The organism is Chelatococcus daeguensis (genome assembly GCF_001887265.1).
GTDB lineage: Bacteria > Pseudomonadota > Alphaproteobacteria > Rhizobiales > Beijerinckiaceae > Chelatococcus_A > Chelatococcus_A sambhunathii.
In genome coordinates this window covers 924,032-947,500 of record NZ_CP018095.1, presented here as the reverse complement: position 1 = coordinate 947,500, position 23,469 = coordinate 924,032, and the positions used below count along the sequence as shown (strand labels likewise).

Sequence of the window (23,469 nt, the reverse complement as noted above, 5' to 3'; positions counted from 1 at the left end):
GCGATACGTCATGGCCGCCGTCGCCTCGCAGCCCCGCCGCACTTCGACCATACTGTCTGCGCAAACAGGCGACACAGCGGTCTCTTGCAACGACGGCGCCTTGCAGGTTCCGGTTGATTTGCCGGTTGGTCACCGGCAAAAGACGATCTGCAGCTTGAACGCGCACGCGTTCAACCGGCCGGCGGCAAGGGCTTCTGGTGCCAGGGGACGAACACGAGAGCATGAAGATTGACCACATGCCCGAGGGCAGCGGAGCCTTCCTGTCGCCTGCGGATGCCGTCCCGCCACGGGCGCCCGTACGCGTCGAAGGCGCGCGACGCGAGCGCCCGATCGTGCTGGTCGATCTCGGTCACGAGCCGCCCATCGATCCCGAAGGCCAGACCTCGCCGCATGGCGACCGCCGCAGCTTCAGCCTGCGCTGGCTTGCCGCCAGCATCCTGACCGGAGTGAGCGGCGCGGCGCTGCTCGGCGCGGCCATCTATGTAGCGCTGCAAGGCGACACCATCTTTGCACAGTTGCCCGAACGGGCGCGGGAGATCGTTCGGGGCGGCGATGACGGGCGCCAAGGCGAAAGCCGTATCGTCAAGGGCGACAAGCTCCTGCGCTCCGAGCTCTTCGTCGCCGCCAAGCAGACCATCAAGGCGCCGATGACCATGCGGGTCGGCGACCGCGAGGTGATCAAGGTCAGGCCCTTCCTGCGCCTTGCCACCAACCTGTCGCAGACGGCCGGCGTCTACGCCTCCGATATTCCGCCCTTCAATCCGCTCAAGCTCTATGCCGAGGGAGAGGATGCCGCCGAGCGCCTCGCCGAGGTGGAGCCGGCTCCCTCCGATGCCGATGCAGACGTATCCTTCGTTCGCCGGGACCTCGACGACGTCGACATCGACGCCGATGCGCCGGGCCTGACCGACGAGGAAGCCCTCGCGCAGCTGGCCGAGGAGCAGCGGCTGACCGTCAGCGTCCGCAACGAGCCGTCGTTGACCGCGCCGGCCCAACTGATGCTCTCGCGCACCCTGCGCCATGTGGCCCTGGCAAGTCCCGCCCTCGCCTACGCCAATCCGATCGACGCCCCGTTCAAGGAGCTCGACATCCGCGTGGTGCCCGAGAACGTCACGATCGTCGAAAGACAGCCCCCCGGCGAGGGCGCCGCCGCCATCGACGAGAAGATCATCCCCATCAAGAAGGGTGACAAGCTCGCCGACCTCCTGGCTGCGGAGGGCGCCGATCAGGACGCGGTCGCGGCCATCCTCGCGGCGCTGGGGAGTGACGCAGTCAAGGCCGTGCGCGAGGGCCAGAATGTTCGGGTGCTCCTCGCCCCCAATGCCGACGGCAGCGGCCCGCGGCGCATCGCGCGGGTCATGATCCTCGATTCCCAGTCGATCGCGGCGATGGCCGCCCTCGACGATCGGGGCCGCTTCGTGCCTGTGTCGCTGCCGCAGGAGGAATTCGCCACGGCAGCGGCCGAGACGGGCGATGAAACCGGCGAGGAAGGCGAGGAGGAGGCCGGCGGGCGCGGCGCCCGCCTTTACGAGAGCCTCTATGAGACGGCGCAGAAGAACGGCATTGCGCGCGCTGTCGTCCAGGATCTCATCCGCATCTTTGCCTATGACGTCGATTTCCAGCGCCGCGTCGGGCCGAGCGACTCGATCGAGCTGTTCATGGCCGATGACGATGGCACGGCCGGCGGAGATGTCTTGTTTGCCGCGCTCACCGTCGGCGGCGAGCGACGGGCGGTCTACCGCTACCAGTCACCGCAGGACAACGCCGTGGACTATTTCGACGAGGACGGACGTTCGCTGAAGAAGTTCCTGCTGCGCAAGCCGATCACCGACGGCATCATGCGGTCGGGCTTCGGCACCCGCCGTCATCCGATCCTCGGCTATTCCAAGATGCACACGGGCGTCGACTGGTCGAACCGGTCAGGCACGCCCATTCTCGCCGCCGGCGACGGCGTCGTGATCAAGGCCGGCTGGAGCTCCGGCTACGGCCGGCGCATCGAGATCCAGCACGCCAATGGCTACGTCACGACCTATTCCCACCAGTCGGGGTTCGCCCGCGGCATCCAGGAGGGCAGCCGGGTACGCCAGGGCCAGGTCATCGGCTATGTCGGCAACACGGGCCTGTCGACCGGGGCGCACCTGCACTACGAGGTGCTGGTCAACGGCCACTTCGTCAATCCGATGAAAATCAAGGTGCCGCGCGGCCGCGAGCTGGAGGGCACGGCGCTCGCCGAGTTCCGCCGCCAGCGCGACCAGATCCGCGAGCTGCGCGGCCGGGCCGAGACGGGCGTGCAGATGGCCGAGGGCGGCTGACCCGCTCCGGCGGCCGCATGGCAGCCCTGCGCCTCAACGCCTAGCCCGTCCGGCGCCCCCGCTCCAAGGTCGCGCAGCTTCTCCGACCGGTCAGGCCATGCTCTCCGTCTTCCTGCTCGTCTTGCCGATCTTCGGGCTCATCGCCGTCGGCTTCCTCGCCCGCTTCGTCGGCCTGCTCAACGACCGCACCGGCCAAGGCCTGTCGGATTTCGTCTACGCCCTCGCCATTCCCTGTCTCATCTTCCGCACCCTGGCGAAGGCCACGCTGCCGGAGGTGCAGCCCTGGGGCTACTGGCTAGCCTATTTCGGCGGCGTCGCCGTCGTGTGGGTGCTTGCCACGGTCATCGCGCGGCGCCTGTTCGGCGTCACGGAGACGGAGGGGGCCGTTGCCGGCTTCTCGGCGGCGCAGTCCAACACCGTGCTCGTCGGCATCCCGCTCATCCTCAAGGCCTATGGCGACGAGGGCGCCGTTCCGCTCTTCCTGCTGATCGCTATCCACCTGCCGATCATGATGACGGTGGCCACCATCCTCGTCGAAGGGCGCGGGACCTCGCCGCTGACCATCGCACGGCGGCTGATCACCCATCCCATCGTCATCGCGGTCATCCTCGGCTCGCTGGCGAGGCTCCTGCCGGGCGGGCTGCCCGACGTCGCCTGGGCCCTCATCAATCCCATCGCCGAGGCGGCCGTGCCCTGCGCGCTCATCGCCATGGGCGTCGCGCTGCGACGCTACGGCTTCGGCGAAGGCCTCGGTCTCGCAAGCACGATCACGGTGCTCAAGCTGCTGGTGCACCCTTTCATTGTCTATGTGCTGGCGCTGCACGTGTTCCAGATTCCGCCGACCTGGGCGGGCGTCGCCGTGCTGTTCGCGGCCTCGCCCTCCGGCATCAATGCCTACCTCCTCGCCGAACGGTACCGCTGCGGCATCGCCATCGCCTCCGGCTCCATCGCCATGTCGACGGGCTTCGCGCTGGCGAGCACGATCCTCTGGCTTACGGTGCTCGGGGCCGGCTAAGGCCGGTTTCCCGAGCTCAGAGACGGAAGCCGAGGCGTCGCCTGATCTCCTCCGCGCCGATCCCTGCCGCCCTCAGATCACGCAGGGCCGGCGAGCCGCGACTCTTGGCGAGCTTGAGACCGGCTTCGTCGGCGACGAGGTCGTGGTGGTGATAGCGCGGCACCGGCAGCTCGAGCAGCGCCTGCAGGAGGCGGTGCACGTCGGTCGCCGCCGCGAGGTCGCGTCCGCGCACCACATGAGTGACGCCCTGCAGCGCGTCGTCGACGACCACCGACAGGTGATAGCTCGTCGGCACCTCCTTGCGCGCGAGCACCACGTCGCCCCAGCGCGCCGGATCGGCGGAGACGACTCGCTCGCCATCGTCGGGATCAAAGGCGACGAAGACCAGTTCGCGACCGGATTCCGCAAGGCGGCCGAGAGCGCCCGCCATGTCGAGCCGCAAGGCATGCGGTTCGCCGGCGGCCAGGCGGCGGGCGACCTCATCGACCTGCAGCCGCCGGGCGAGCCCGGGATAGAGCGGCGCGCCGTCGGGATCGCACGGCCACGGTCTACCTTCGGCACGCTCCCATTCGGCAATGGCTGTCCGGATCTCCTGGCGGCTGGCGAAACAGGGATAGACGAGGCCCATCGCACGCAGCTTCCCCAGCGCCGCCCCGTAGTCGGCCATGTGATCCGACTGGCGGCGCACCGGCTCCTCCCATGCGAAACCCAGCCAGGCGAGATCCTCGTAGATGGCCCGTTCGAACTCCGGGCGGCAGCGCGTCGGGTCGATGTCCTCGATGCGCAGCAGCAGCCGCCCGCCGAGCCGGCGGGCGAGCGTCGCATTGAGCAGTGCCGAATAGGCGTGCCCGAGGTGGAGGAAACCATTGGGGCTCGGCGCGAAGCGCAAAACGGGTGTCGTCTTCGCCCCCACTGCCGCATGCGTCATGATGAAACGACCACGTTTCGAATCATGCCGAGGATATCCGATGCCGCGCATCATCGACGGCGAGACGGCGCTCGACCATGCCCTCTCCGGCCTCATCGCCGCCGACCCGCTGATCGGCGAGCTTGTCGAGGCCGGCGCGCGGCCGCCGCTGCGCCTGCGAGATCCGGGCTTTTCCGGGCTCGCCGGCATCATCGTCGCCCAGCAGGTGTCCGTTGCCAGCGCCAATGCGATCTGGGCGCGGGTGACGGCGCGTTTCGACCCGCTCGAGCCCCTCGCCTTCCTCGCCGCGAGCGATGCGGACCTGCGCGCCTGCGGGCTCTCGCTGCCGAAAATGCGCGGGCTGCGCGCCGTCGCCCTCGCGATCGCCGAAGGGCGTCTGCCGACCGAGGCGCTCGGCGCGATGGCGCCGGACGAGGCCATCGCCGCGCTCACCGCCGTGAAGGGCATCGGCCCGTGGACCGCGGAAATCTACCTTCTCTTCTGCCTCGGCCATCCCGACATCTTTCCGGCCGGGGACCTCGCCCTGCAGGAGGCCGCGCGCCTTGCGCTCGCACTCGACGAACGCCCGCGCGAGAAGGAGCTGCGCGCCATCGCCGAGGAACGCTGGCAGCCTTTCCGCGGCGTCGCGGCACGCGTGCTGTGGGCCTATTACCGCATCGCCCGCCACGGTCGCGAAGGTGCACCGGTACTCGGCGCCGACGCTACATGAGCCGACGCGAATCGCTCGACCGTGCCAGCACGATTCGCTAATCAGCGGGAATAGCCATCACGAGCCGCACGGGACGACGACATGGACCAGCGAACGATAGACGGGCCGCGCCTTGCCGCGCGATCGGGCACCGCTCGCCAGCTCGTCGTCTTCCTGCACGGCTACGGCGCGGACGGAAACGACCTCATCGACATTGGCCGCCAGTGGCAGCGCTGGTTGCCGGATGCGGCCTTCGTCTCGCCGCACGCGCCGGAGCCCTGCGGCATGTCGCCCATGGGTCGGCAGTGGTTCGCCCTCACCTTCCGCGATCCGGACGAGCGCTGGCGCGGCGTCAACCATGCCGGGCCCGGGCTCGATGCCTTCCTCGACGCCGAGTTGGCCCGCCATGGGCTGAGCGGGGACCGGCTCGCCCTCGTCGGCTTCAGCCAGGGCACCATGATGGCGCTGCACGTTGGCCTCAGGCGGCGCAGCGCACCAGCGGCGATCGTCGGTTATTCCGGCATGCTGGTGGGGCCGAGCGGTGCTGCACCTGATGCGATGCGGGAAGAGATCCGCGCCCGGCCACCGGTGCTGCTGGTCCATGGCGATGCCGACGAGGTCATCCCGGTCGAGGCGCTGTTCTTTTCGTCGCAGGCCCTGTCGAGCCTCGACGTGCCGACCGAATGGCACCTGTCGCCCGGCATCGGGCATGGCATCGACAGCGAGGGCCTGCGCCAGGGCGGATTGTTCCTCGCACGCGCCTTCGGCCTGCCCTACCCGGCCTGATCAGCGCCCGACAGCCGCGAGCGCCGCCTGCGCGCCCTGGCGCAGGAAGACCGTGTCGCTGCCAATGGCGGAGACGACGATGCCCTTGCGCGCGAAGGCCGCCGCGCGCTCCGGCGGGCCCGCATAGGCCCAGACCGCCTTGCCGGCCGCCTTGGCGCGGGCAAGCACGTGGTCGATCGCTTCGTCGACGGCCGCCGATTCCGGCTCGAGCTCACGTCCGCCGGACAAGGCGATGGACAGGTCGGAGGGGCCGATGAAGACCGCATCAATGCCTTCGACCGCGAGGATGTCGTCGAGCGCGTCAAGCGCCGCTCGCGTCTCGATCATCGCCACAGCGCCAGTGAGGCCGTTGGCGCGGGCGAGATAGTCCTTCGGTGCCAGACCCGACAGGGCGAGCGCCGCATGCGGCCCCCAGCTGCGCTCGCCGAGCGGCGGGAACTTGGCGAAGGCTGCGAAGGCCCGTGCATCGGCTGCTGAATTGACCATCGGCGCAATGACGGCGGCGGCCCCGGCGTCGAGCATGCGCGAGGTCGCCTCGAAATCGCCGACGGGAATGCGGACGACGGCTGGCTTGCCGGCGCCGGCCACCAACTGGATGCCGCGGATGGCGGCGTCGATGTCGACGGCCCCATGCTGCATGTCGAGCGTGACGACGTCGAAGGCCTCACGGGCGAGCACAGCGGCGACGGCCGGCTCGCGGCTGCCAACCCAGGCGGAAAACAGCGGCCCGCCTGATGCGAGCCGGCTGGCGAAATCCCCATGGATCGACATGGCGTCCCCCGACCAATCTGCGGCAGCGACCCTACTGGCCTTTGACTTCCTCGATGGCCTGGGCCATCAGCTCGGTCATGGTGCGGCGGATCTGGTGGTCGGACTGGCCGACACCAGCGGCATCGAAATCGGCCCGCACCTTGCGGAAGACGTCGTCGTCGCCCGCCTCCTCGAAATCGGCCAGAACGACACTCTTGGCATAGGCCTCGGCATCGGGCCCGGACTTGCCGAGTTGCTGCGCCGCCCAGAGCCCGAGCAGCTTGTTGCGCCGGGCCGTCGCCTTAAAGCGCAACTCCTCGTCGTGCGCAAACTTCTTCTCGAAGGCCTCTTCGCGCTTGTCGAAGGTCGTCATCGGGCTCAACTCTCCCTCATGCGGTCGCTCAGGCGGCGATATAGATGGCGGGAGGCTTAAGCGCCAGCCCAAATCGGGCTCGAATCGCGCCTCCTCCCCTTTCCCTCATCAGACACCGGACGGTGCGCGCTTGCAACGCATGCCGCGACACCCCACATCCGGGTCGATGATGGCCAGCGAGCGTCCGCCGCCCGGCGCGGTCGTTGTGCTTCAGCGCGCAATCGGCTAGGTTGCGCCTCGCGGGCGAGGGCTTTGTCCGCAAGCACAAAGAGCCTCGAACCGGTCCCCGCCCGCTTCGAGCCGCGGACCTTTTGTATGGAGCCACGGCACCCCCGATGGACTTTCTCAAAACACGGTATACGCCGATGAACCGTCGCCGTCGTATCTACGAGGGCAAGGCAAAGGTGCTCTACGAGGGCCCCGAGCCGGGCACGCTCATTCAACACTTCAAGGATGATGCGACCGCATTCAACGCCAAGAAGCACGAGATTATCGACGGCAAGGGCGTTCTGAACAACCGCATCTCGGAATACATCTTCCAGAATCTCAACGACATCGGCGTGCCGACGCACTTCATCCGTCGGCTGAACATGCGCGAGCAGCTGATCCGCGAGGTCGAGATCATCCCGCTCGAGGTCGTGGTGCGCAACGTCGCTGCCGGCTCCCTGTCGCAGCGCCTCGGCATCGAGGAAGGCACGCAGCTGCCGCGCTCGATCATCGAGTTCTACTACAAGAACGACGCGCTCAACGACCCGATGGTCTCGGAGGAGCACATCACCGCTTTCGGCTGGGCGACGCCTCAGGAGATCGATGACATCATGGCGCTCGCCATCCGTGTCAACGACTTCCTCTCTGGTCTCTTCCTGGGCGTCGGCATCCGCCTCGTCGACTTCAAGATGGAAACGGGCCGCATGTGGGAAGGCGACATGATGCGCATCGTCGTCGCCGACGAGATCTCGCCCGACTCGTGCCGCCTGTGGGACATCAAGTCGAACGACAAGATGGACAAGGACCGCTTCCGCAAGGACATGGGCGGCCTGATCGAGGCCTATTCGGAGGTCGCCCGCCGCCTCGGCATCCTCACCGAGAACGAGCGGCCCGGCCACGGCGGCCCGCGCCTGGTGCAGTGACGCGCTGGACGTTGCCGCAAGGCGCAATTTTGATTAAGCGGGGGCCGTTGGCCCCCGTTTCCATTTTCTCGTGCCGGAGAGCTGAACCATGAAAGCCCGCGTGACCGTGACCCTCAAGCAAGGCGTGCTCGACCCGCAGGGCAAGGCCATCGAAGGGGGGCTCAAGTCCCTCGGCATCGAGGGCATCGGGGCTGTTCGCCAGGGCAAGGTCTTCGACATCGAGGTGGAAAGCGCGGACAAGGCAAAGGCCGAGAGCGTGCTGCGCGACGCCTGCGAGCGCCTGCTCGCCAACACCGTCATCGAGAACTACCGCATCGAGCTCGCGGAGTAAGCGGCAATGAAAGCGGCGGTCATCACCTTCCCCGGCTCCAACCGTGACGGCGACGTCGCACGCGCCTTGAGACAGGCCGGCGCCACGGTCGTTTCCGCATGGCATGCCGACCACGACTTGCCGGCGGGCACCGATCTTGCCGTGCTGCCGGGCGGCTTCTCCTACGGCGACTATCTGCGCTGCGGCGCCATCGCCAGCCGGGCGCCGATCATGGACGCGGTGCGAGCGCACGCGGCGCGCGGCGGGCTCGTGCTCGGCATCTGCAACGGCTTTCAGATCCTGTGCGAATCCGGCCTCCTGCCGGGCGTTCTGATGCGCAACGCGGACCTGCATTTCATCTGCCGACGCCAGCACCTCAAGGTGGCGCGGGCGGATACCGCCTTCACCAACCGCTACCACGTCGGCCAGGTCATCGACGTCTGCATCGCCCATGGAGAGGGCAACTACGTCTGCGACGAGGCGACGCTCCACGAACTGGAATCGGAGGGGCGCGTCGCCTTCCGCTATTGTGATGCGGCGGGCAACGTTTCGCGCGCGGCCAACCCCAACGGCTCGCTCAACGACATCGCGGGCGTATTTTCCGAAGATCTCAATGTCCTCGGCATGATGCCGCATCCCGAAAACCTCATCGATGAGCTTGTGGGTGGCACGGACGGACGCGGCCTCTTCGAAAGCCTCGCAGCGGCATGACCGGCGGCTTGGGGGTCACTCCGTTGTCCAGGCCTACATGGCCCATGAGACGCGCGTCGCGGCCGCGACCGGCATGGTCTCGTAGCGGAATAGGCCGAGCACGCCCGTCTCGACGCGCCCCGAGGCCGCCACGGTGAGGGTACGTGTCGCCGGATCCTTCTCGACCGTGACCTGTTCCACCCAGGTCACGCCAAGACCGTAGAAATTCGCCCGGAACATCTGGCCGGCCCGACGCTCCAGCGTCAGCTGGTCCAGCTCCTCCGCCTCCCGGGCCAATTGCTGTGCCGTGGCATCGAGAACACTCTGCATGTCGAAGCGCACGTTGGCGGCGCGGGCGTATTCGGCGACGATCCCGCACGGCACGAGCAACAATACGGGCCACAGGATGCGCGCCGCGGCGACCACCGTATCGGCGCGCTTGCGCAGGCCGTCCGAAAAGCTCCGACTCCGTCCCATGGCCGTCCAATCCGCTCCCGACGCGATACTGTTGGTGAACGGATCGCGAATTCCGTGCCGCTGCCGCTGTGCCAAAATGGTGCGCCGGAGGCGACCGCGGACCTTTTCGCCGTCGCCGCGATTGCCTCGGCGAGGCTGAAAGGCTATGGCCGGGCGAGCGCTTTTCGACCGAGCCCAAGCGGAAACCGAGATGATCCCGAACGAGCCAAAGATCACGCCCGAACTCGTCGCCGAGCACGGCCTCAAGCCCGACGAATACGAGCGTTTCGTGGCCCTCATCGGCCGCGAGCCGACGATCACCGAGCTCGGCATCGTCTCGGCGATGTGGAACGAGCACTGCTCCTACAAGTCTTCGCGCCTGCACCTGAAGACGCTGCCGACGCAGGCGCCGTGGGTCATCCAGGGCCCGGGCGAGAACGCCGGCGTCATCGACATCGGCGACGGGCTCGCCTGCGTCTTCAAGATGGAGAGCCACAACCACCCGTCCTATATCGAGCCCTACCAAGGCGCGACGACGGGCGTGGGCGGCATCCTGCGCGACGTCTTCACCATGGGCGCGCGGCCTGTCGCGGCGCTCAACGCCCTGCGCTTCGGCTCGCCCGACCACCCGAAGACCCGCCATCTCGTCGCCGGCGTCGTGGCCGGCATCGGCGGCTACGGCAATTCCTTCGGCGTGCCGACCGTCGGCGGCTCGGTTGGCTTCCACCCGCGCTACGACGGCAACATCCTCGTCAATGCCATGGCGGTCGGCATCGCCAAGGCGGACGAGATCTTCTACGCCAAGGCGACCGGCGTCGGTAACCCGATCGTCTATCTCGGCTCGAAGACGGGCCGCGACGGCATCCACGGCGCCACCATGGCCTCCGCCGAGTTCGACGAGAACTCCGAGGAGAAGCGCCCGACCGTGCAGGTCGGCGATCCCTTCGCCGAGAAGCTGCTGCTCGAGGCCTGTCTCGAACTGATGGCCTCAGGCTCCGTCATCGCCATCCAGGACATGGGCGCGGCCGGCCTCACCTGCTCGGCCGTCGAGATGGGCGCCAAGGGCGACCTCGGCATTGAGCTCGACCTCGACGCCGTGCCCTGCCGCGAGGAAGGCATGAGCGCCTACGAGATGATGCTGTCGGAGAGCCAGGAGCGCATGCTCATGGTGCTCGACCCCGACAAGCACGACATCGCCGAGGCCATCTTCCGCAAATGGGGACTCGATTTCGCCGTCATCGGCAAGACGACCGACACCTTGCGCTTCGTCGTCAGGCACAAGGGCGAGGTTATGGCCGACCTGCCGATCAAGGAGCTCGGCGACGAGGCTCCCGTTTACGACCGACCGCATATCCAGAATGCCATCGAGCCCGTATTGCCGCCGGAGACGGTGGCGGCGCCGATGGCAAACGGCGAGGCGCTGGTCAGGCTCGTCGGCACGCCGGACCTCTCATCCAAGCGCTGGGTGTGGGAGCAGTACGACCATCTCATCCTCGGCAACACGGTGCAGACGCCGGGCGGCGACGCCGCCATCGTGCGCGTCGGCGACGGGCCGAAGGGCCTTGCCATGACGACGGACGTCACGCCGCGCTATTGCGAGGCGGACCCGGTCGAGGGCGGCAAGCAGGCGGTGGCGGAAGCCTGGCGCAACATCACTGCCGTCGGCGGCCTGCCGCTCGCCGTCACCGACAACCTCAACTTCGGCAATCCGGAGAAGCCGGACGTGATGGGCCAGTTCGTCGGCTGCATCCGCGGCATCGGCGAGGCCTGCCGGGCGCTCGACTTCCCGGTCGTCTCCGGCAACGTCTCGCTCTACAACGAAACGCAGGGGCGCTCCATCCTGCCCACCCCGACCATCGGCGGCGTCGGCCTCCTCGACGACGTCAGGGTGCACGCCACCATCGCCTTCAAGGGCGAGGGCGAGAGCCTCATCCTTATCGGCGAGACCAGAGGCTGGCTCGGCCAGTCGCTCTACCTGCGCGATATCTGCGGGCGTGAGGAAGGGGCGCCGCCCCCCGTCGACCTCGCCGTCGAGAAGCGGAATGGTGATTTCGTGCGCCACCTGATCCGCGCCGGGCGCGTCAGGACCGTGCACGACTGCTCGGATGGCGGCCTCGCCGTGGCGCTTGCCGAGATGGCGATGGCAAGCGGCATCGGCTGCGCGGTGGACACGGTGTCGGAGGGACTCTCCGCCCACGCCTTCCTCTTTGGAGAGGACCAGGCGCGCTATGTCCTCGCCGTGCCGGCGCACGAGGCAGAGGCAGTCCTCGCCAGCGCGGCGGAGGCCGGCGTGCCGGCCCTGCGCCTCGGCCTCACCGGCGGCGAGGCGTTGACCCTGCCGGGCGAGGCGCCCATATCTCTGGAACGCCTCAAAACGGCGCATGAATCATGGCTGCCGGACTACATGGCGGGTCAAATCGCCTGAACTGGCACGGCGGGACAAGGGAAGGGGCTGCGGCAATGGCAATGGACGCACGCGAGATCGAAGAGCTCATCAAGGCGCATCTGCCCGATGCGACAGTCGAGATTCGCGATCTCGCCGGCGATGGCGACCACTATGCTGCGACGGTGATCTCGCCGTCGTTCAAGGGCAAGACCCGCGTTCAGCAGCATCAGATGGTCTATGCCGCGCTGCAAGGCCGCATGGGCGGGGCGCTCCACGCCCTTGCATTGACGACGGCCGCGCCCGAGAATTGATGCCGAACCGCGGGTCGATGGACGAGCCCCGCGAACAGGGAAAGATCATGAGCAACGCCCACGCTTTCATCGACAACGAGGTCAAGACGAACGACGTCGTGCTCTTCATGAAGGGCACCCCCCAGTTCCCCATGTGCGGGTTCTCCGGCCAGGTCGTGCAGATTCTCGACTACCTCGGCGTGCCCTACAAGGGCGTCAACGTGCTGGAGGACGACGGCATCCGCCAGGGTATCAAGGACTATTCCAACTGGCCGACCATCCCGCAGCTCTATGTGAAGGGCGAATTCGTCGGCGGCTGCGACATCGTGCGCGAAATGTTCCAGTCGGGTGAGTTGCAGAGCCACCTCAGTAACAAGGGCATCGCGGTGCGCGTGCCCGAGAAGGGCTGACGCGCGGCAATTGCGAAACGCATCGGGGCACGCCGCGCGGGGCGGCGTGCCCTTTTTTCATGGGCCTTTTCCTGGCCGCGACGCAACGGAGGTACACGTGCCGGCAAGTGCAGTGCTTCCCGCGGCCCTTGTGCTGGCCTTGGCCGCCGCACCGGGAAGCCTTGCCCGGGACAAGGGCGAGAGCCCCTTCGCCGCGGCCGATGCGCCGCCGGCGAAGCCGGCCGCGTGCCACGAGATCCGCGGGCTCATCCGCGACGCGCCCGACCCGGACGGAGCGGCCCGCATCGACTTCGGGGCCGCCGGGCCGCTGTCGCTCGTCGAGCACGACGGGGCGCTGGCCTATCTCGGCATCTGCGCCGAGCCGGACGTGCGGGTGCTCTGCGTCACCTATTCCACCAACGGCATGCAGCCGGGTGACGTCGTGGCCGTGACGGGCGGCTACCAGCGAGTGGACGAGAACCTCGTGATCCTCGATCCCTGCCTAGCGGCACGTCCCGGCGAAGGCGGCTAGCGGCCGAGCGCGGCCCTGATGAAGGTCACCGCGTCCTCCGAATGCCACTCGGCCGGGCCGGCAAGTTCGGCGACGGCGCAGCCGTTCGGCCCGACGACGAGCGTCGTCGGCATGCCGAAGGCCTTGCCGGCGGACTTGAGCTCCTGGAAGATCTTCGCCTCCGGGTCCCGGTAGTGGGCGAGGCGCGTGATGCCGGCGTCCTTCAGCCAGACCTGTGGCTTTTCAGGATCGCGCGTATCGATGTTGACGGCGACGACCTCGAAATCGGCGCCGCCGAGGTCAGCCTGAAGGGCGTCGAGCGCCGGCATCTCTTGGCGGCACGGCGCGCACCAGGTGGCCCAGAGATTGAGCAGGACGGTGCGGCCCTCGAAATCGGCGAGCGTCAGGCGCTTTCCGTCCGGCCCGTCGAAAGCGAGCGGCGGCAGGGGCTGTGGCGTCGACGGCACCTTTACGGCCGCCAACTCGCCCTTGGCGAGCGGGCGCAGCCGGTCGAGCGTCGCCTGCGCCATCTCGCACTGGGCGGCCGCAGCATCGTTGCCGCCGACGAGCCGGCCCGCCGTGAGGGCAAGCCCCACCCCGAGGATCGCGGCCCCGAGGACGGCTACGACGAACAGCGGCCGGCGGATGAGCGGCGTGGTCTCGGCCATGGGTCTGTCACCTCTCCTCAATCACCTCATGGGCGCATTAGTGCGCGCCGGCGGCGAAATCCAGACCGTCGCCACTCACGAAGACGTGGCCGATGAGCGCAGGTGGCGGATCGCGGCTTCGGCCACGCGCCTGCACCATCGCCGGCGTTTGGGGCTCGCGCTTCGCGATCCTTCCGCTATAGTGCGCGCCGTTTTCCCGGAGAATGCCTTCGTGCCGTCACCGCTGCCCACCGCCCGTTCCCTTGCCGTCGTCCTCGCCGTCGCGCTCGCGCTCGCCGCCTGCGGCCGACGCGGCGCGCTCGAACTGCCGCCGGACCCGAACGCCCCGGCGCAGGAGGAGAAGACCTCGACCGGCGGCGCGAGCCTGACGCCGTCCCCGGTCGGCACGCCAAAGAAACAGCCGGTCGCGCAGCCGCGCCCCAACGAGCCCTTCTTCCTCGACGCCATCCTCTGAAAGGGCGGCCGCTGCGGCGGTCCATCCGGCCATGCACCACTTCTCCTATCGCGGTGACGTTCTCCATGCCGAGGACGTTGACCTCACCCGTCTCGCCGACGAAGTCGGGACACCGTTCTACTGCTATTCCACCGAGACGCTGAGCCGGCACTACCGCGTCTTCGCGGAAGCCTTCGCCGGCGAGAAGGCGCTCGTCTGCTACGCCGTCAAGGCCAATTCGAATCAGGCCGTGCTCAAGACGCTCGCCGACCTCGGCGCCGGCATGGACATCGTCTCGGCCGGCGAACTCGCCCGCGCGCTCGCGGCCGGCGTGCCCGCGCACAAGATCGTCTTCTCCGGTGTCGCGAAGACGAAGGAGGAGATGGCGACGGCGCTCGACGCCGGCATTCTGTGTTTCAACCTCGAATCGGAGCCGGAGCTCGAGGCCCTGTCCGAGGTGGCGCAGTCGCTCGGGCAGATCGCGCCCGTCTCCGTGCGCGTCAATCCGGACGTCGACGCCAAGACCCACGCCAAGATCTCGACCGGCAAGTCCGAGAACAAGTTCGGCATCCCGATCTCCCGCGCACGGGAAGTCTATGCCCATGCCGCCACCCTGCCCGGCATCGCCGTGCGCGGGGTGGACATGCATATCGGCAGCCAAATTACCGATCTTGCCCCGTTCGACAACGCAGCAGCCCTGCTCGCCGAGCTGGCGCGCGACCTGATGGCGGCCGGCCACAAGCTGCACCACATCGACTTCGGCGGCGGTCTCGGCATCCCATATCGCCACGACGATCCCCCGCCGCCGAACCCGAAGGCCTATGCCGAGGTCATTACCCGCCACACCAAGGGCCTTGGCCTCGAGCTCGTCTTCGAGATCGGCCGCATGATCGCCGGCAACGCCGGCATCCTCGTGACACGCGTGGTCTACGTGAAGCATGGCGAGGGCAAGACCTTCGTCATCGTCGATGCCGGCATGAACGATCTGATCCGGCCGACGCTCTACGAGGCGCACCACGACATCGTCCCGATCGTGCGCGCGGCGCATGCGGGACAGATCAAGGCCGATGTCGTCGGCCCCGTGTGCGAGAGCGGCGACTATCTCGCCCTTGGGCGCCGGATGCCGGAGGTGAAGGCGGGCGACCTCATCGCCGTCATGACGGCCGGGGCATATGGCGCGGTTCAGGCCAACACCTACAATACCCGCCCGCTGGTGCCCGAGGTGCTGGTGCGGGGCAGCGATGCCGCCATCGTGCGGCCGCGCCCGAGCGTCGCGGAGATGATTGCCCTCGACCGCATCCCCGATTGGCTCAACCACAAATCGGCGTGAGACGGGGTTCTCGTCGCGCCCGGGCATGTTAACCTTCGTGTCGGTGGGGGCATTGTGCCGGAGACGGCGCGTGGAGAACCCGCATGAGCGAAAGCCCGGCACGCGTGCCCGCGCGCGTACGGCCCATGATCGACGAGCGGCTCAGCGCGCTCACGGCGCGTGCCCGTCTGGTGCTGTGGTGGGAAGCGCTGTGGCCGGCCCTCTGGTGGCCGCTCGGCACCATCATCGCCTTCCTCATCCTGTCGCTTCTGGGCATCTGGGACATGGTGCCCACAGGCGCGCGGCCCTACGGCGTCGGCCTTGCCGCGCTTGTGCTGCTGGCCTCTCTCGTCCCGCTCGTGCGCGTTCCCCCGCCGACACGACAACGGGTGCTCGCCCGCATCGACCGCGATTCGCCGGCGCCGCATCGGCCCGCGACAGCGCTCGCCGACAGCTTGGCCGGCACGCCGAGTGATCCCGGCACCCTCGCTCTGTGGGAGGCGCACCGGCAGCGCGCCGCCGCGGCGATCGATTCGATGCGCGTCGCGCCGCCGCGGCCGGGCATGGCGGCACGCGACCCCTTTGCCGTGCGTGGCGGCCTCATCATCGTGCTTGCGGCGGCACTCATCGCCGCGGGCCCCGATGCCGTCCCGCGCCTGAAATCCACCTTCGACTGGCAGGCGCCGCAGAGCGCGGGGCTACCCTTCCGCATCGACGGTTGGATCGATCCGCCACACTACACGCGCCTGCCGCCGCTGTTGCTCGACCTGCGCGGCGGCGAGGTGCGCCAGGCCAAGGCGCCCGTCGGCAGCACGGTCGTGGTGCGGGCGGCCGGCAGTGCCGACCTTTCCGTCTCCGCCGGCCGCGGCCTGCCGAGCATCGAGGAACCGACCGGGAATTCCTCGGCCGGGCTCATCGAGCGCCGGTTCACCGTCCGGGCGGACGACGAACTCGTGGTCTCGTCGCAGGCAGGTGCCAGCCGCGTGGTCATCGAAGCCACGCCGGACATGGCGCCGACGATCACCTTCTCCGGCGAGCCGCAGAACAATGCGCGCGGCAGCATTACCCTCACCTATCGCATGGGCGACGACTACGGCATCGACACCGCCGAGGCGCTCGTTGCGCCGCTCGGACAGGAGGGCCGGCGCCCCTTGGTGCCGCCGCCGCGCATCACGCTCGCCCTGCCAATCGATCCGGCGGCGGACGAGGACACACGCACGACGAGCGACCTGTCTGCGAGCCCCTGGGCGGGTGCGACCGTGGCCATGACCCTGGTCGCCCGTGACCACGCGAGCCAGGAGGGACGCAGCGAGACGAAGACCGTCGTGCTGCCGCAGCGGCCCTTCACAAAGCCGCTCGCCAAGGCGCTCGTCGAGCAGCGCCGTAACCTCGTGCTCGCGCCGGACGAGCGCAACCGGGTGCAGACGGCACTCGATGCACTGCTCATCGCTCCGGAAGATTTTACGCCGGAGCTCGGGGTCTATATCGGCCTCGGCCTCGCCTCCGCGCGCCTTGCCGCAGCCAAGAGCGACGAAGAGCTCCTCGACGTCGCCGAACTACTGTGGGCGATGGCGCTGCAAATTGAGGACGGCGGCATGTCTCAGGCCGAGCGCGACCTTCGGGCGGCCCAGGAGGCGCTGCGCCAGGCGCTGGAGCGCGGGGCGGACGAGGAGGAGATCCGGCGCCTGACCGACGAACTGCGACAGGCTATGAACAACTTCCTGCGCGAATTCGCCCAGCGCATGCAGCAGAATCCTGGCCAGCCAAACCAGGCGCGGCCGGACGTCCAGGGGCGCACCATCACGCCGCAGGATCTCGACAACCTCCTGAACCGGCTCGAGGAAATGGCCCGGCAGGGCGCCACGGCAGACGCGCAGCGCCTGCTCGACGAGCTGCGCAACATTCTGGAGAACCTGCAGACCGCCCGCCCCAACCAGGGCGGCGACCAGTTCTCGCAGGAGATGAACCGCTCCCTCAACGAGCTCGACGAGATGATGCGTGACCAGCGCAACCTGCGCGACGACACCTACCGCCAGAGCGCGCCCTGGTCGCAGCAGAACCGGGGCGGACAGCGCCAGCGCGGCCAGCAGGCCCAGCCGGGGCAGGACGGCCAGCAGGATCAGGATGCTCAGGGGCTCGCCGACCGGCAGCAGGCGCTGCGCGAGCGCCTGGAGGAACTGCGCCGCCGGATGCGCGACTTCGGCCTTGAGGACGAGCCTGGCTTCGGCGAGGCCGAGGAGGCGATGCGCGAAGCCGAAGGCCAGCTCGGCCAGGGGCAGAGCGGGGATGCCGTCGACGCTCAGGGACGGGCGCTCGATGCCCTGCAGCGCGGGGCGCAGGGTCTCGCCCAGCAGATGCAGGGCAACGGCCAGCCGCAGCAGGCCGACGGCTCCGACGGGCCGCCCCAGCAGGGCGCCACGGGCCCCGGCGGGCTGCGCAACGAGGACCCTCTCGGACGGCCGACGCGCAACCGCGACTGGTCGGACGGCCGCGTGCGCATTCCAGGCGCGGACGAATCAGCGGCGGTGCGGGCACGGCGCATCCTCGACGAACTGCGCCGGCGGCTCGGCGATCCAACCCGGCCGAGCGAGGAAATCGACTATCTCGAGCGCCTCCTGCGTCGCAATTGACCGACGAAGGCCGATCCCGGACACAGCGGCGAGACGATCGGTCGCTGGACCCAGGTACGCGGCAGGGTTGGAGACGACGCAAGGGAGCTCTAAAGCACGATCATGACCGCCAATACACTTGTCTCCATGGCCGTCGGCGTCGTCGCCGTGGTCCTCGTCCTCGGGCTCTTCAACATGCTGCGCGGCGGCAGCCCCGAGCGCTCGCAACGCCTGATGCGTCTGCGGGTTCTGCTGCAGTTCCTCGCCATCATCCTCATCATGCTCGTCGTGTGGATGCGCGGCTTCTGACAGCAACCGCAGCAGAACTGCAACACTGGCGCAACACTTTGCTAACCATGTGCGGTTCAGGGTTGCCCGGCGATCAGCTCCGCTTTAAGCCTTTTCATCACGATCAGGCATGCCTCTGAGCGGGAGGAGTGCTGGTCCGTTCCTCGCTGGCAGGCCCTCTCTCCCGGATCGCCTGTCATCTCTGGCATTAGCGACGTTGGTGCCGATGAACCTGTTCCGCTCCTTCCGGGCTGCGATCTGCGTGCCGGCCGTTCTTACCTGGGGCCTTCCGGCGCAGGCCGCCGATTTTGCACCGCCTGCTCCGGCCATCTATCAGGCTCCGGCCCCATCCGGCAGCCTTTCCGACTTCGTCTCGCAGTTGCGCCTGGGCGTCCTCGCGCACGATCCCGGCGGCAAGGAGGATGGCTCCGTCGACGTCATTGGTGAGGTCGTCTTTGCCAAGCCGTGGTCGCACGGGAATCCGCTCGTCGACATGCTGCTGCCCACCTTCAATGCCGGCATCAGCGCAAATACCGACGGCAAGACGAGCTATGTCTTCGCCGGTCTCAACTGGCATGCCGACATCACGGACGCGCTGTTCATCGAGCTCGACTTCGGCGGTGCCGTGCACAACGGCAAGGTGGGCGACGTGGTGCCCGACGGGCGCGATGCCCTCGGCTGCCGTGTTCTCTTCCGCGAGGCGGCGTCCATCGGCTATCGGTTCGACGCCAACTGGAGTGTGTTGGCCACTGTGGAGCATCTTTCCAACGGCGGGCTTTGCGACGACAATCGCGGCCTCACCAATGTCGGTGCGAAGCTGAGCTACCATTTCTGAGGGGCCATGGTCCGCCTCAACCGCATCTATACCCGCACCGGCGACGACGGCACGACGGGCCTCGCCACGGGCGCGCGGCGGCCGAAGTACGACCGCAGGGTCGAGGCCTACGGCACGGTGGACGAGGCGAACGCCTGCATCGGGCTCGCCCGTCTGCACACGGGCGCGGATGCCGAGCTCGATGCCATGCTCGCGCGCATCCAGAACGACCTGTTCGATCTCGGGGCCGATCTCTCGACGCCGGACGACGGCAAGCCGCTGCCCTACGAGCCGCTGCGCATCCTCGACGCGCAGGTGGCGCGGCTCGAAGGTGAGATCGACCAGCTGAACGCGCATCTGTCGCCGCTGCGCTCCTTCGTCCTGCCCGGTGGCAGCCCGGCGGCGGCGGCGCTGCACCTGGCCCGCACCGTCTGCCGGCGGGCCGAGCGCCAGGCGACCGCGCTCGCCGCGCGCGCGGACGAGCCGGTGACGCCGGCGGTCGTCAAATATCTCAACCGCCTGTCGGATTTCCTCTTCGTCGCCGCACGCTACGCCAACGACAAGGGCGCGGCGGACGTGCTATGGATACCCGGGCAGAACCGCTGAGCGTACCGGGAGCGGCGCTGCCGCCGATCGTCCCCGGGCCGGAGCGCTCCACATGTTTGTGCCGCTGCACGATGGCGTGCCGATGCGCAATCTCAGGGCGCCTTACGCCACCTATGCGCTCCTCGTCATCTGCATCCTCGGCTACCTGCTGATTCTCGCCGATCCGGACATCCTGCCGGCGGATTGGGCGATCGCCGGGCTCGGCGTCATTCCGGGCGTGCTCTTCGGCGCCCTTTCCCTGCCGGAGGGGCTGCCGCTGGTGCCGGAGCCGGCGACGCTGCTGACGAGCCTCTTCCTGCACGTCTCCTTCCTGCACCTCGCCGGCAACATGCTGTTCCTCTGGGTCTTCGGCGACAATGTCGAGGACGCGATGGGGCACGCCCGCTTCATCCTGTTTTTCCTCCTGTGCGGCACTGCGGCCGGCCTCGCACATGCTTTCGCCGTTCCCGGTTCGGAGCGGCCGCTTGTCGGCGCTTCGGGCGCGGTGTCGGGCGTTGTCGCCGCCTATCTCATCCTCCATCCGCGCGTCCGGCTGTGGGGCCTCTTCTTCGCGCGCATCCCGCTCCGGCTGCGGGCCTACTGGGCCATCGGCCTGTGGCTCGCCTTCCAGATCTTCCAGGCCTTCACCGCCTCGGACGATTCGGTGGGCTGGTACGCGCATATCGGCGGCTTTGCCGCAGGAGCCGTGCTGGTCCTCATGTTGCGCCGCCGCGACCAGCCGCTGCTCGGCATCGCCGATGGGCCACGCGAGACCGGGGACGCCTAGCCGCTCGTCGGCGTTGACAAGCCCGAACGGCGCTCGTTACGGTCCCCCGCCACGCAAGTTGCCTGTTGATGCGGCAGGCGGTCGCTCAGCTTTGCTGCACCGCCACATGACGGCAGGGCGTCCCATGTCGGTCCTCGGTCGAAAGGACTCAAGTCGATGAAGATCCTGGTGCCCGTGAAGCGGGTCGTAGACTACAATGTCAAGATCCGCGTCAAGGCGGACGGCTCGGGTGTCGAGCTCGCCAATGTGAAGATGTCCATGAACCCCTTCGACGAGATCGCCGTCGAGGAGGCCATCCGCCTCAAGGAGGCGGGCAAGGCGAGCGAGATCGTCGTCGTGTCGATCGGCCCGCAGCAGGCGGCCGAGACCATCCGCACCGGCCTTGCCATGGGCGCCGACCGCGGCATCCTCGTGAAGACCGACGTTGCCACCGAGCCGCTCGGCGTCGCCAAGGTGCTCAAGAAGATCATCGAGCAGGAGGCGCCCGGCCTCGTCATCATGGGCAAGCAGGCCATCGACGACGACGCCAACCAGACCGGTCAGATGCTCGCCGCCCTGCTCGGCTGGTCGCAGGGCACTTTCGCCTCCAAGGTCGTGGTCGGCGATGGCTCCGTCGACGTGACGCGCGAGATCGACGGTGGCCTGCAGACGCTGACACTGAAGCTGCCGGCCATCGTGACGACGGATCTGCGCCTCAACGAGCCGCGCTATGCGTCACTGCCCAACATCATGAAGGCGAAGAAGAAGCCGATCGACGAGACAAGCCCCGAGGCGCTCGGCGTCGACGTGTCGCCGCGCCTCAAGGTGCTGAAGACGGCGGAGCCGCCCGTGCGCCAGGCCGGCGTCAAGGTGAGCTCGGTTGCCGAGTTGGTGCAGAAACTCAAGAACGAGGCAGGAGTTCTCTAAGATGACGACGCTGCTTCTCGCCAAGCACGACAACAAGACCCTCAACGAGGCTACTGCCAAGGCGCTCACGGCGGCCAAGGCGCTCGGCGCGCCGGTGCATGTCCTCGTTGCCGGTGCCGGCTGTGGCGCGGTCGCAGAAGCCGCCGCCAAGCTCGACGGCGTCCAGAAGGTGCTTCTCGCCGACGCCCCGCTTTACGAGCACCGCCTCGCCGAGCCGCTGGCCGCTCTTATCGTGTCACTGGCGGATGGCTATGACGCCCTCCTCGCGCCCGGCACGACGACGGGCAAGAACGTCATGCCCCGCGTCGCGGCTCTGCTCGATGTCATGCAGGTGTCGGAAATCACCAAGGTCGTCTCGCCGAACACCTTCGAGCGGCCGATCTACGCCGGCAACGCCATCCAAACGGTCGAGACGAACGAGGCCAAGAAGGTCATCACCGTGCGCACCGCCGCCTTCCAGGCTGCCGGTCAGGGCGGTTCGGCGCCGATCGAGCAGGTCGCCGCCGGGCAGGATCCGGGCCTTTCGTCCTTCAAGGGCGAGGAGCTGTCGAAGTCCGACCGTCCCGAACTCGCCTCCGCCAAGATCATCATCTCCGGCGGCCGTGCGCTCGGCTCTGCCGAGAACTTTACCAAGGTGATCGAGCCCGTTGCCGACAGGCTGGGTGCCGCCATGGGCGCTTCGCGCGCGGCGGTCGATGCCGGCTACGCGCCGAACGACTGGCAGGTGGGCCAGACGGGCAAGGTGGTGGCGCCGGAGCTCTACATCGCCGTCGGCATCTCGGGGGCCATCCAGCACCTCGCCGGCATGAAGGATTCCAAGGTCATCGTCGCCATCAACAAGGACGAGGAGGCTCCCATCTTCCAGGTGGCGGACTATGGCCTCGTTGCCGATCTCTTCACCGCCTTGCCCGAACTTGGCGAGGAACTGGAGAAAATCGGTCGCTGACATGCACGCCACGGCAACCGCCGCGAGCGGTTTCCGTGGCGTTCGCCCGGGAGAGTGATAAAACAGAGCGCGGAACAGCCTCAGGCTGCCGCGCTTGCCGGTTTTGGTGGGCCGCCACGCGCGCCGGCCGGCGAAAGTCGGCGGGTATCGACAGGGATGGATTGGACTTCATGTCTCAGCAGATCCGGACAGTAGGCATCATCGGCGCAGGGCAGATGGGCAACGGCATCGCCCATGTCTGCGCACTCGCCGGTTACGACGTCGCGCTCAATGACCTCAGCGAGGAGCGCATCAACGCCGGGCTTGCGACCATCAACGGCAATCTCTCCCGCCAGGAATCCAAGGGCCAGATCAGCGAAGCCGAGAAGCAGAAGGCGCTCCAGCGCATCACGCCCGCTCTCACCTACGAGGCCCTCGCCCGCTGCGACATCGTCATCGAGGCGGCGACGGAGAACGAGGAGACGAAGCGCAGGATCTTCGAGGCGCTCTGTCCTGCCCTGCCGCCGGAAACCATCATCGGTACCAACACCTCGTCCATCTCCATCACCCGGCTCGCCTCCACGACTGACCGGCCAGAGCGCTTCATCGGCATTCACTTCATGAATCCCGTGCCGGTGATGCAACTCGTCGAGATTATCCGCGGCATCGCCACCGAAGATCCCACCTTCGAGGCCACAAAGGCGTTCGTCGCCAGCCTCGGCAAGACGGCGACGCTTGCCGAGGACTTCCCGGCCTTCATTGTCAACCGCATCCTGCTGCCGATGATCAACGAGGCGATCTACACCCTCTATGAGGGCGTGGGTTCGGTGGAATCGATCGATACGGCCATGCGCCTCGGTGCCAACCATCCGATGGGGCCGCTGCAACTTGCCGACTTCATCGGCCTCGATACCTGCCTGTCGATCATGCAGGTGCTGTACGACGGCCTCGCCGACTCGAAGTATCGCCCCTGCCCGCTGCTCGTGAAATATGTCGAGGCCGGCTGGCTCGGCCGGAAAACGAAGCGTGGCTTCTACGACTATCGGGGCGAACACCCGGTTCCCACTCGCTGAGGGAACCCGCCATGGCGCGGCTGCGGCAAAGACGCAGCCCTCCGCCTCCATCTTGGCG

General features: G+C 68.0%; 26 protein-coding genes. 21 read left to right on the top strand and 5 right to left on the bottom strand.

Translation table 11 applies throughout. From position 1 onward, the window contains the following. Positions 1 to 221 precede the first annotated feature (221 nt). Entirely contained in the window at positions 222 to 2,312 is a 2,091-nt protein-coding gene (locus tag BOQ54_RS04450) for a M23 family metallopeptidase (protein ID WP_145979723.1), read from the top strand. 97 nt (positions 2,313 to 2,409) lie between these two features. Beyond that, entirely contained in the window at positions 2,410 to 3,327 is a 918-nt protein-coding gene (locus BOQ54_RS04445) for an AEC family transporter (protein WP_071923346.1), read from the top strand. Positions 3,328 to 3,343: 16 nt separating this feature from the next. On the opposite strand, the gene gluQRS is transcribed toward BOQ54_RS04445, so the two are convergent. After that, positions 3,344 to 4,255: a tRNA glutamyl-Q(34) synthetase GluQRS gene (gene gluQRS / locus BOQ54_RS04440; RefSeq protein WP_071923345.1), complete on the bottom strand. Its 912-nt coding sequence runs from the start codon at positions 4,253 to 4,255 to the stop codon at positions 3,344 to 3,346. A 40-nt stretch (positions 4,256 to 4,295) separates the two neighbouring features. Here gluQRS and BOQ54_RS04435 point away from each other — a divergent pair, with 40 nt between their 5' ends. Together BOQ54_RS04435 and BOQ54_RS04430 are read left to right on the top strand one after the other, a co-directional pair. After that, positions 4,296 to 4,964, top strand: coding sequence for a DNA-3-methyladenine glycosylase family protein (locus tag BOQ54_RS04435; protein ID WP_186438024.1), 669 nt, complete (start codon positions 4,296 to 4,298; stop codon positions 4,962 to 4,964). 81 nt (positions 4,965 to 5,045) lie between these two features. Next, entirely contained in the window at positions 5,046 to 5,729 is a 684-nt protein-coding gene (locus BOQ54_RS04430) for an alpha/beta hydrolase (protein ID WP_055460874.1), read from the top strand. Here the strand turns inward: BOQ54_RS04430 and BOQ54_RS04425 are convergent, their stop codons facing one another. After that, positions 5,730 to 6,500 carry an HpcH/HpaI aldolase family protein gene (locus BOQ54_RS04425; protein WP_071923344.1) on the bottom strand — a complete coding sequence of 257 codons (771 nt, stop codon included), beginning with the start codon at positions 6,498 to 6,500 and terminating at the stop codon, positions 5,730 to 5,732. It lies immediately after the preceding gene. A gap of 31 nt (positions 6,501 to 6,531) precedes the next feature. Beyond that, the gene (locus tag BOQ54_RS04420) at positions 6,532 to 6,852 is read right to left on the bottom strand and encodes a DUF1476 domain-containing protein (protein ID WP_019402192.1); all 321 of its coding nucleotides are present in this window, start codon (positions 6,850 to 6,852) and stop codon (positions 6,532 to 6,534) included. Between the two features lie 335 nt (positions 6,853 to 7,187). Between BOQ54_RS04420 and purC the strand changes: the two genes are divergently transcribed. The 3 genes from purC to purQ all read left to right on the top strand — a co-directional run bounded on the left by purC (position 7,188) and on the right by purQ (position 9,003). Beyond that, a complete protein-coding gene (gene purC / locus BOQ54_RS04415) occupies positions 7,188 to 7,982 on the top strand; it encodes a phosphoribosylaminoimidazolesuccinocarboxamide synthase (protein WP_019402193.1) in 795 nt (264 codons plus the stop codon). 88 nt (positions 7,983 to 8,070) lie between these two features. Further along, positions 8,071 to 8,313: a phosphoribosylformylglycinamidine synthase subunit PurS gene (purS, locus tag BOQ54_RS04410; RefSeq protein WP_055460876.1), complete on the top strand. Its 243-nt coding sequence runs from the start codon at positions 8,071 to 8,073 to the stop codon at positions 8,311 to 8,313. Positions 8,314 to 8,319: 6 nt separating this feature from the next. Continuing rightward, the gene (purQ, locus tag BOQ54_RS04405) at positions 8,320 to 9,003 is read left to right on the top strand and encodes a phosphoribosylformylglycinamidine synthase subunit PurQ (protein ID WP_055460877.1); all 684 of its coding nucleotides are present in this window, start codon (positions 8,320 to 8,322) and stop codon (positions 9,001 to 9,003) included. Between the two features lie 33 nt (positions 9,004 to 9,036). On the opposite strand, the gene BOQ54_RS04400 is transcribed toward purQ, so the two are convergent. After that, on the bottom strand, positions 9,037 to 9,459 hold the full coding sequence (locus BOQ54_RS04400) for a hypothetical protein (RefSeq protein WP_071923343.1): 423 nt from the start codon (positions 9,457 to 9,459) through the stop codon (positions 9,037 to 9,039). Between the two features lie 190 nt (positions 9,460 to 9,649). Here BOQ54_RS04400 and purL point away from each other — a divergent pair, with 190 nt between their 5' ends. The 4 genes from purL to BOQ54_RS04380 all read left to right on the top strand — a co-directional run bounded on the left by purL (position 9,650) and on the right by BOQ54_RS04380 (position 13,035). Next, positions 9,650 to 11,863, top strand: coding sequence for a phosphoribosylformylglycinamidine synthase subunit PurL (purL, locus tag BOQ54_RS04395; RefSeq protein ID WP_071924392.1), 2,214 nt, complete (start codon positions 9,650 to 9,652; stop codon positions 11,861 to 11,863). 35 nt (positions 11,864 to 11,898) lie between these two features. Continuing rightward, positions 11,899 to 12,135: a BolA family protein gene (locus BOQ54_RS04390; protein WP_055460879.1), complete on the top strand. Its 237-nt coding sequence runs from the start codon at positions 11,899 to 11,901 to the stop codon at positions 12,133 to 12,135. 47 nt (positions 12,136 to 12,182) lie between these two features. Continuing rightward, complete coding sequence (gene grxD / locus BOQ54_RS04385; protein WP_071924391.1) at positions 12,183 to 12,524, top strand: Grx4 family monothiol glutaredoxin; 342 nt, start codon at positions 12,183 to 12,185, stop codon at positions 12,522 to 12,524. 97 nt (positions 12,525 to 12,621) lie between these two features. Further along, positions 12,622 to 13,035 carry a hypothetical protein gene (locus BOQ54_RS04380; protein WP_055460880.1) on the top strand — a complete coding sequence of 138 codons (414 nt, stop codon included), beginning with the start codon at positions 12,622 to 12,624 and terminating at the stop codon, positions 13,033 to 13,035. On the opposite strand, the gene tlpA is transcribed toward BOQ54_RS04380, so the two are convergent. Continuing rightward, positions 13,032 to 13,682, bottom strand: a complete 651-nt coding sequence (tlpA, locus tag BOQ54_RS04375; RefSeq protein ID WP_071923342.1) for a thiol:disulfide interchange protein TlpA — start codon at positions 13,680 to 13,682, stop codon at positions 13,032 to 13,034. The genes BOQ54_RS04380 and tlpA overlap by 4 nt on opposite strands. On the opposite strand from tlpA, the gene lptM reads away from it, so the two are divergent. The 10 genes from lptM to BOQ54_RS04325 all read left to right on the top strand — a co-directional run bounded on the left by lptM (position 13,681) and on the right by BOQ54_RS04325 (position 23,411). Next, positions 13,681 to 14,136, top strand: a complete 456-nt coding sequence (lptM, locus tag BOQ54_RS19655) for an LPS translocon maturation chaperone LptM (RefSeq protein WP_245280631.1) — start codon at positions 13,681 to 13,683, stop codon at positions 14,134 to 14,136. The two genes, tlpA and lptM, sit on opposite strands and share 2 nt — an antisense overlap. Before the next feature lie 31 nt (positions 14,137 to 14,167). Continuing rightward, positions 14,168 to 15,445, top strand: a complete 1,278-nt coding sequence (gene lysA, locus BOQ54_RS04365; RefSeq protein WP_055460883.1) for a diaminopimelate decarboxylase — start codon at positions 14,168 to 14,170, stop codon at positions 15,443 to 15,445. 83 nt (positions 15,446 to 15,528) lie between these two features. Then, complete coding sequence (locus BOQ54_RS04360) at positions 15,529 to 18,054, top strand: TIGR02302 family protein (RefSeq protein WP_071923341.1); 2,526 nt, start codon at positions 15,529 to 15,531, stop codon at positions 18,052 to 18,054. A 102-nt stretch (positions 18,055 to 18,156) separates the two neighbouring features. After that, complete coding sequence (locus BOQ54_RS04355) at positions 18,157 to 18,342, top strand: twin transmembrane helix small protein (protein ID WP_055460885.1); 186 nt, start codon at positions 18,157 to 18,159, stop codon at positions 18,340 to 18,342. 205 nt (positions 18,343 to 18,547) lie between these two features. Further along, positions 18,548 to 19,156 carry an acyloxyacyl hydrolase gene (locus tag BOQ54_RS04350; RefSeq protein WP_055460886.1) on the top strand — a complete coding sequence of 203 codons (609 nt, stop codon included), beginning with the start codon at positions 18,548 to 18,550 and terminating at the stop codon, positions 19,154 to 19,156. Positions 19,157 to 19,162: 6 nt separating this feature from the next. Next, positions 19,163 to 19,741: a cob(I)yrinic acid a,c-diamide adenosyltransferase gene (locus BOQ54_RS04345; RefSeq protein WP_071923340.1), complete on the top strand. Its 579-nt coding sequence runs from the start codon at positions 19,163 to 19,165 to the stop codon at positions 19,739 to 19,741. Between the two features lie 52 nt (positions 19,742 to 19,793). After that, positions 19,794 to 20,507 (top strand): rhomboid family intramembrane serine protease, encoded by a 714-nt coding sequence (locus BOQ54_RS04340; RefSeq protein ID WP_055460887.1) that lies wholly within the window; start codon positions 19,794 to 19,796, stop codon positions 20,505 to 20,507. A 156-nt stretch (positions 20,508 to 20,663) separates the two neighbouring features. Continuing rightward, a complete protein-coding gene (locus tag BOQ54_RS04335; RefSeq protein WP_063187699.1) occupies positions 20,664 to 21,413 on the top strand; it encodes an electron transfer flavoprotein subunit beta/FixA family protein in 750 nt (249 codons plus the stop codon). Between the two features lies 1 nt (position 21,414). Continuing rightward, positions 21,415 to 22,359: an electron transfer flavoprotein subunit alpha/FixB family protein gene (locus BOQ54_RS04330; protein WP_071923339.1), complete on the top strand. Its 945-nt coding sequence runs from the start codon at positions 21,415 to 21,417 to the stop codon at positions 22,357 to 22,359. Positions 22,360 to 22,529: 170 nt separating this feature from the next. Next, positions 22,530 to 23,411, top strand: coding sequence for a 3-hydroxybutyryl-CoA dehydrogenase (locus BOQ54_RS04325; RefSeq protein ID WP_055460925.1), 882 nt, complete (start codon positions 22,530 to 22,532; stop codon positions 23,409 to 23,411). Positions 23,412 to 23,469 lie beyond the last annotated feature (58 nt).

Coding starts and splice junctions, on each gene's coding strand:
- BOQ54_RS04450 (WP_145979723.1), top strand. CDS start 222: ATGAAGATTGACCACATGCCCGAGGGCAGCGGAGCCTTCCTGTCGCCT.
- BOQ54_RS04445 (WP_071923346.1), top strand. CDS start 2,410: ATGCTCTCCGTCTTCCTGCTCGTCTTGCCGATCTTCGGGCTCATCGCC.
- gluQRS (WP_071923345.1), bottom strand. CDS start 4,255: ATGACGCATGCGGCAGTGGGGGCGAAGACGACACCCGTTTTGCGCTTC.
- BOQ54_RS04435 (WP_186438024.1), top strand. CDS start 4,296: ATGCCGCGCATCATCGACGGCGAGACGGCGCTCGACCATGCCCTCTCC.
- BOQ54_RS04430 (WP_055460874.1), top strand. CDS start 5,046: ATGGACCAGCGAACGATAGACGGGCCGCGCCTTGCCGCGCGATCGGGC.
- BOQ54_RS04425 (WP_071923344.1), bottom strand. CDS start 6,500: ATGTCGATCCATGGGGATTTCGCCAGCCGGCTCGCATCAGGCGGGCCG.
- BOQ54_RS04420 (WP_019402192.1), bottom strand. CDS start 6,852: ATGACGACCTTCGACAAGCGCGAAGAGGCCTTCGAGAAGAAGTTTGCG.
- purC (WP_019402193.1), top strand. CDS start 7,188: ATGGACTTTCTCAAAACACGGTATACGCCGATGAACCGTCGCCGTCGT.
- purS (WP_055460876.1), top strand. CDS start 8,071: ATGAAAGCCCGCGTGACCGTGACCCTCAAGCAAGGCGTGCTCGACCCG.
- purQ (WP_055460877.1), top strand. CDS start 8,320: ATGAAAGCGGCGGTCATCACCTTCCCCGGCTCCAACCGTGACGGCGAC.
- BOQ54_RS04400 (WP_071923343.1), bottom strand. CDS start 9,459: ATGGGACGGAGTCGGAGCTTTTCGGACGGCCTGCGCAAGCGCGCCGAT.
- purL (WP_071924392.1), top strand. CDS start 9,650: ATGATCCCGAACGAGCCAAAGATCACGCCCGAACTCGTCGCCGAGCAC.
- BOQ54_RS04390 (WP_055460879.1), top strand. CDS start 11,899: ATGGCAATGGACGCACGCGAGATCGAAGAGCTCATCAAGGCGCATCTG.
- grxD (WP_071924391.1), top strand. CDS start 12,183: ATGAGCAACGCCCACGCTTTCATCGACAACGAGGTCAAGACGAACGAC.
- lptM (WP_245280631.1), top strand. CDS start 13,681: ATGGGTCTGTCACCTCTCCTCAATCACCTCATGGGCGCATTAGTGCGC.
- tlpA (WP_071923342.1), bottom strand. CDS start 13,682: ATGGCCGAGACCACGCCGCTCATCCGCCGGCCGCTGTTCGTCGTAGCC.
- lysA (WP_055460883.1), top strand. CDS start 14,168: ATGCACCACTTCTCCTATCGCGGTGACGTTCTCCATGCCGAGGACGTT.
- BOQ54_RS04360 (WP_071923341.1), top strand. CDS start 15,529: ATGAGCGAAAGCCCGGCACGCGTGCCCGCGCGCGTACGGCCCATGATC.
- BOQ54_RS04355 (WP_055460885.1), top strand. CDS start 18,157: ATGACCGCCAATACACTTGTCTCCATGGCCGTCGGCGTCGTCGCCGTG.
- BOQ54_RS04350 (WP_055460886.1), top strand. CDS start 18,548: ATGAACCTGTTCCGCTCCTTCCGGGCTGCGATCTGCGTGCCGGCCGTT.
- BOQ54_RS04345 (WP_071923340.1), top strand. CDS start 19,163: ATGGTCCGCCTCAACCGCATCTATACCCGCACCGGCGACGACGGCACG.
- BOQ54_RS04340 (WP_055460887.1), top strand. CDS start 19,794: ATGTTTGTGCCGCTGCACGATGGCGTGCCGATGCGCAATCTCAGGGCG.
- BOQ54_RS04335 (WP_063187699.1), top strand. CDS start 20,664: ATGAAGATCCTGGTGCCCGTGAAGCGGGTCGTAGACTACAATGTCAAG.
- BOQ54_RS04330 (WP_071923339.1), top strand. CDS start 21,415: ATGACGACGCTGCTTCTCGCCAAGCACGACAACAAGACCCTCAACGAG.
- BOQ54_RS04325 (WP_055460925.1), top strand. CDS start 22,530: ATGTCTCAGCAGATCCGGACAGTAGGCATCATCGGCGCAGGGCAGATG.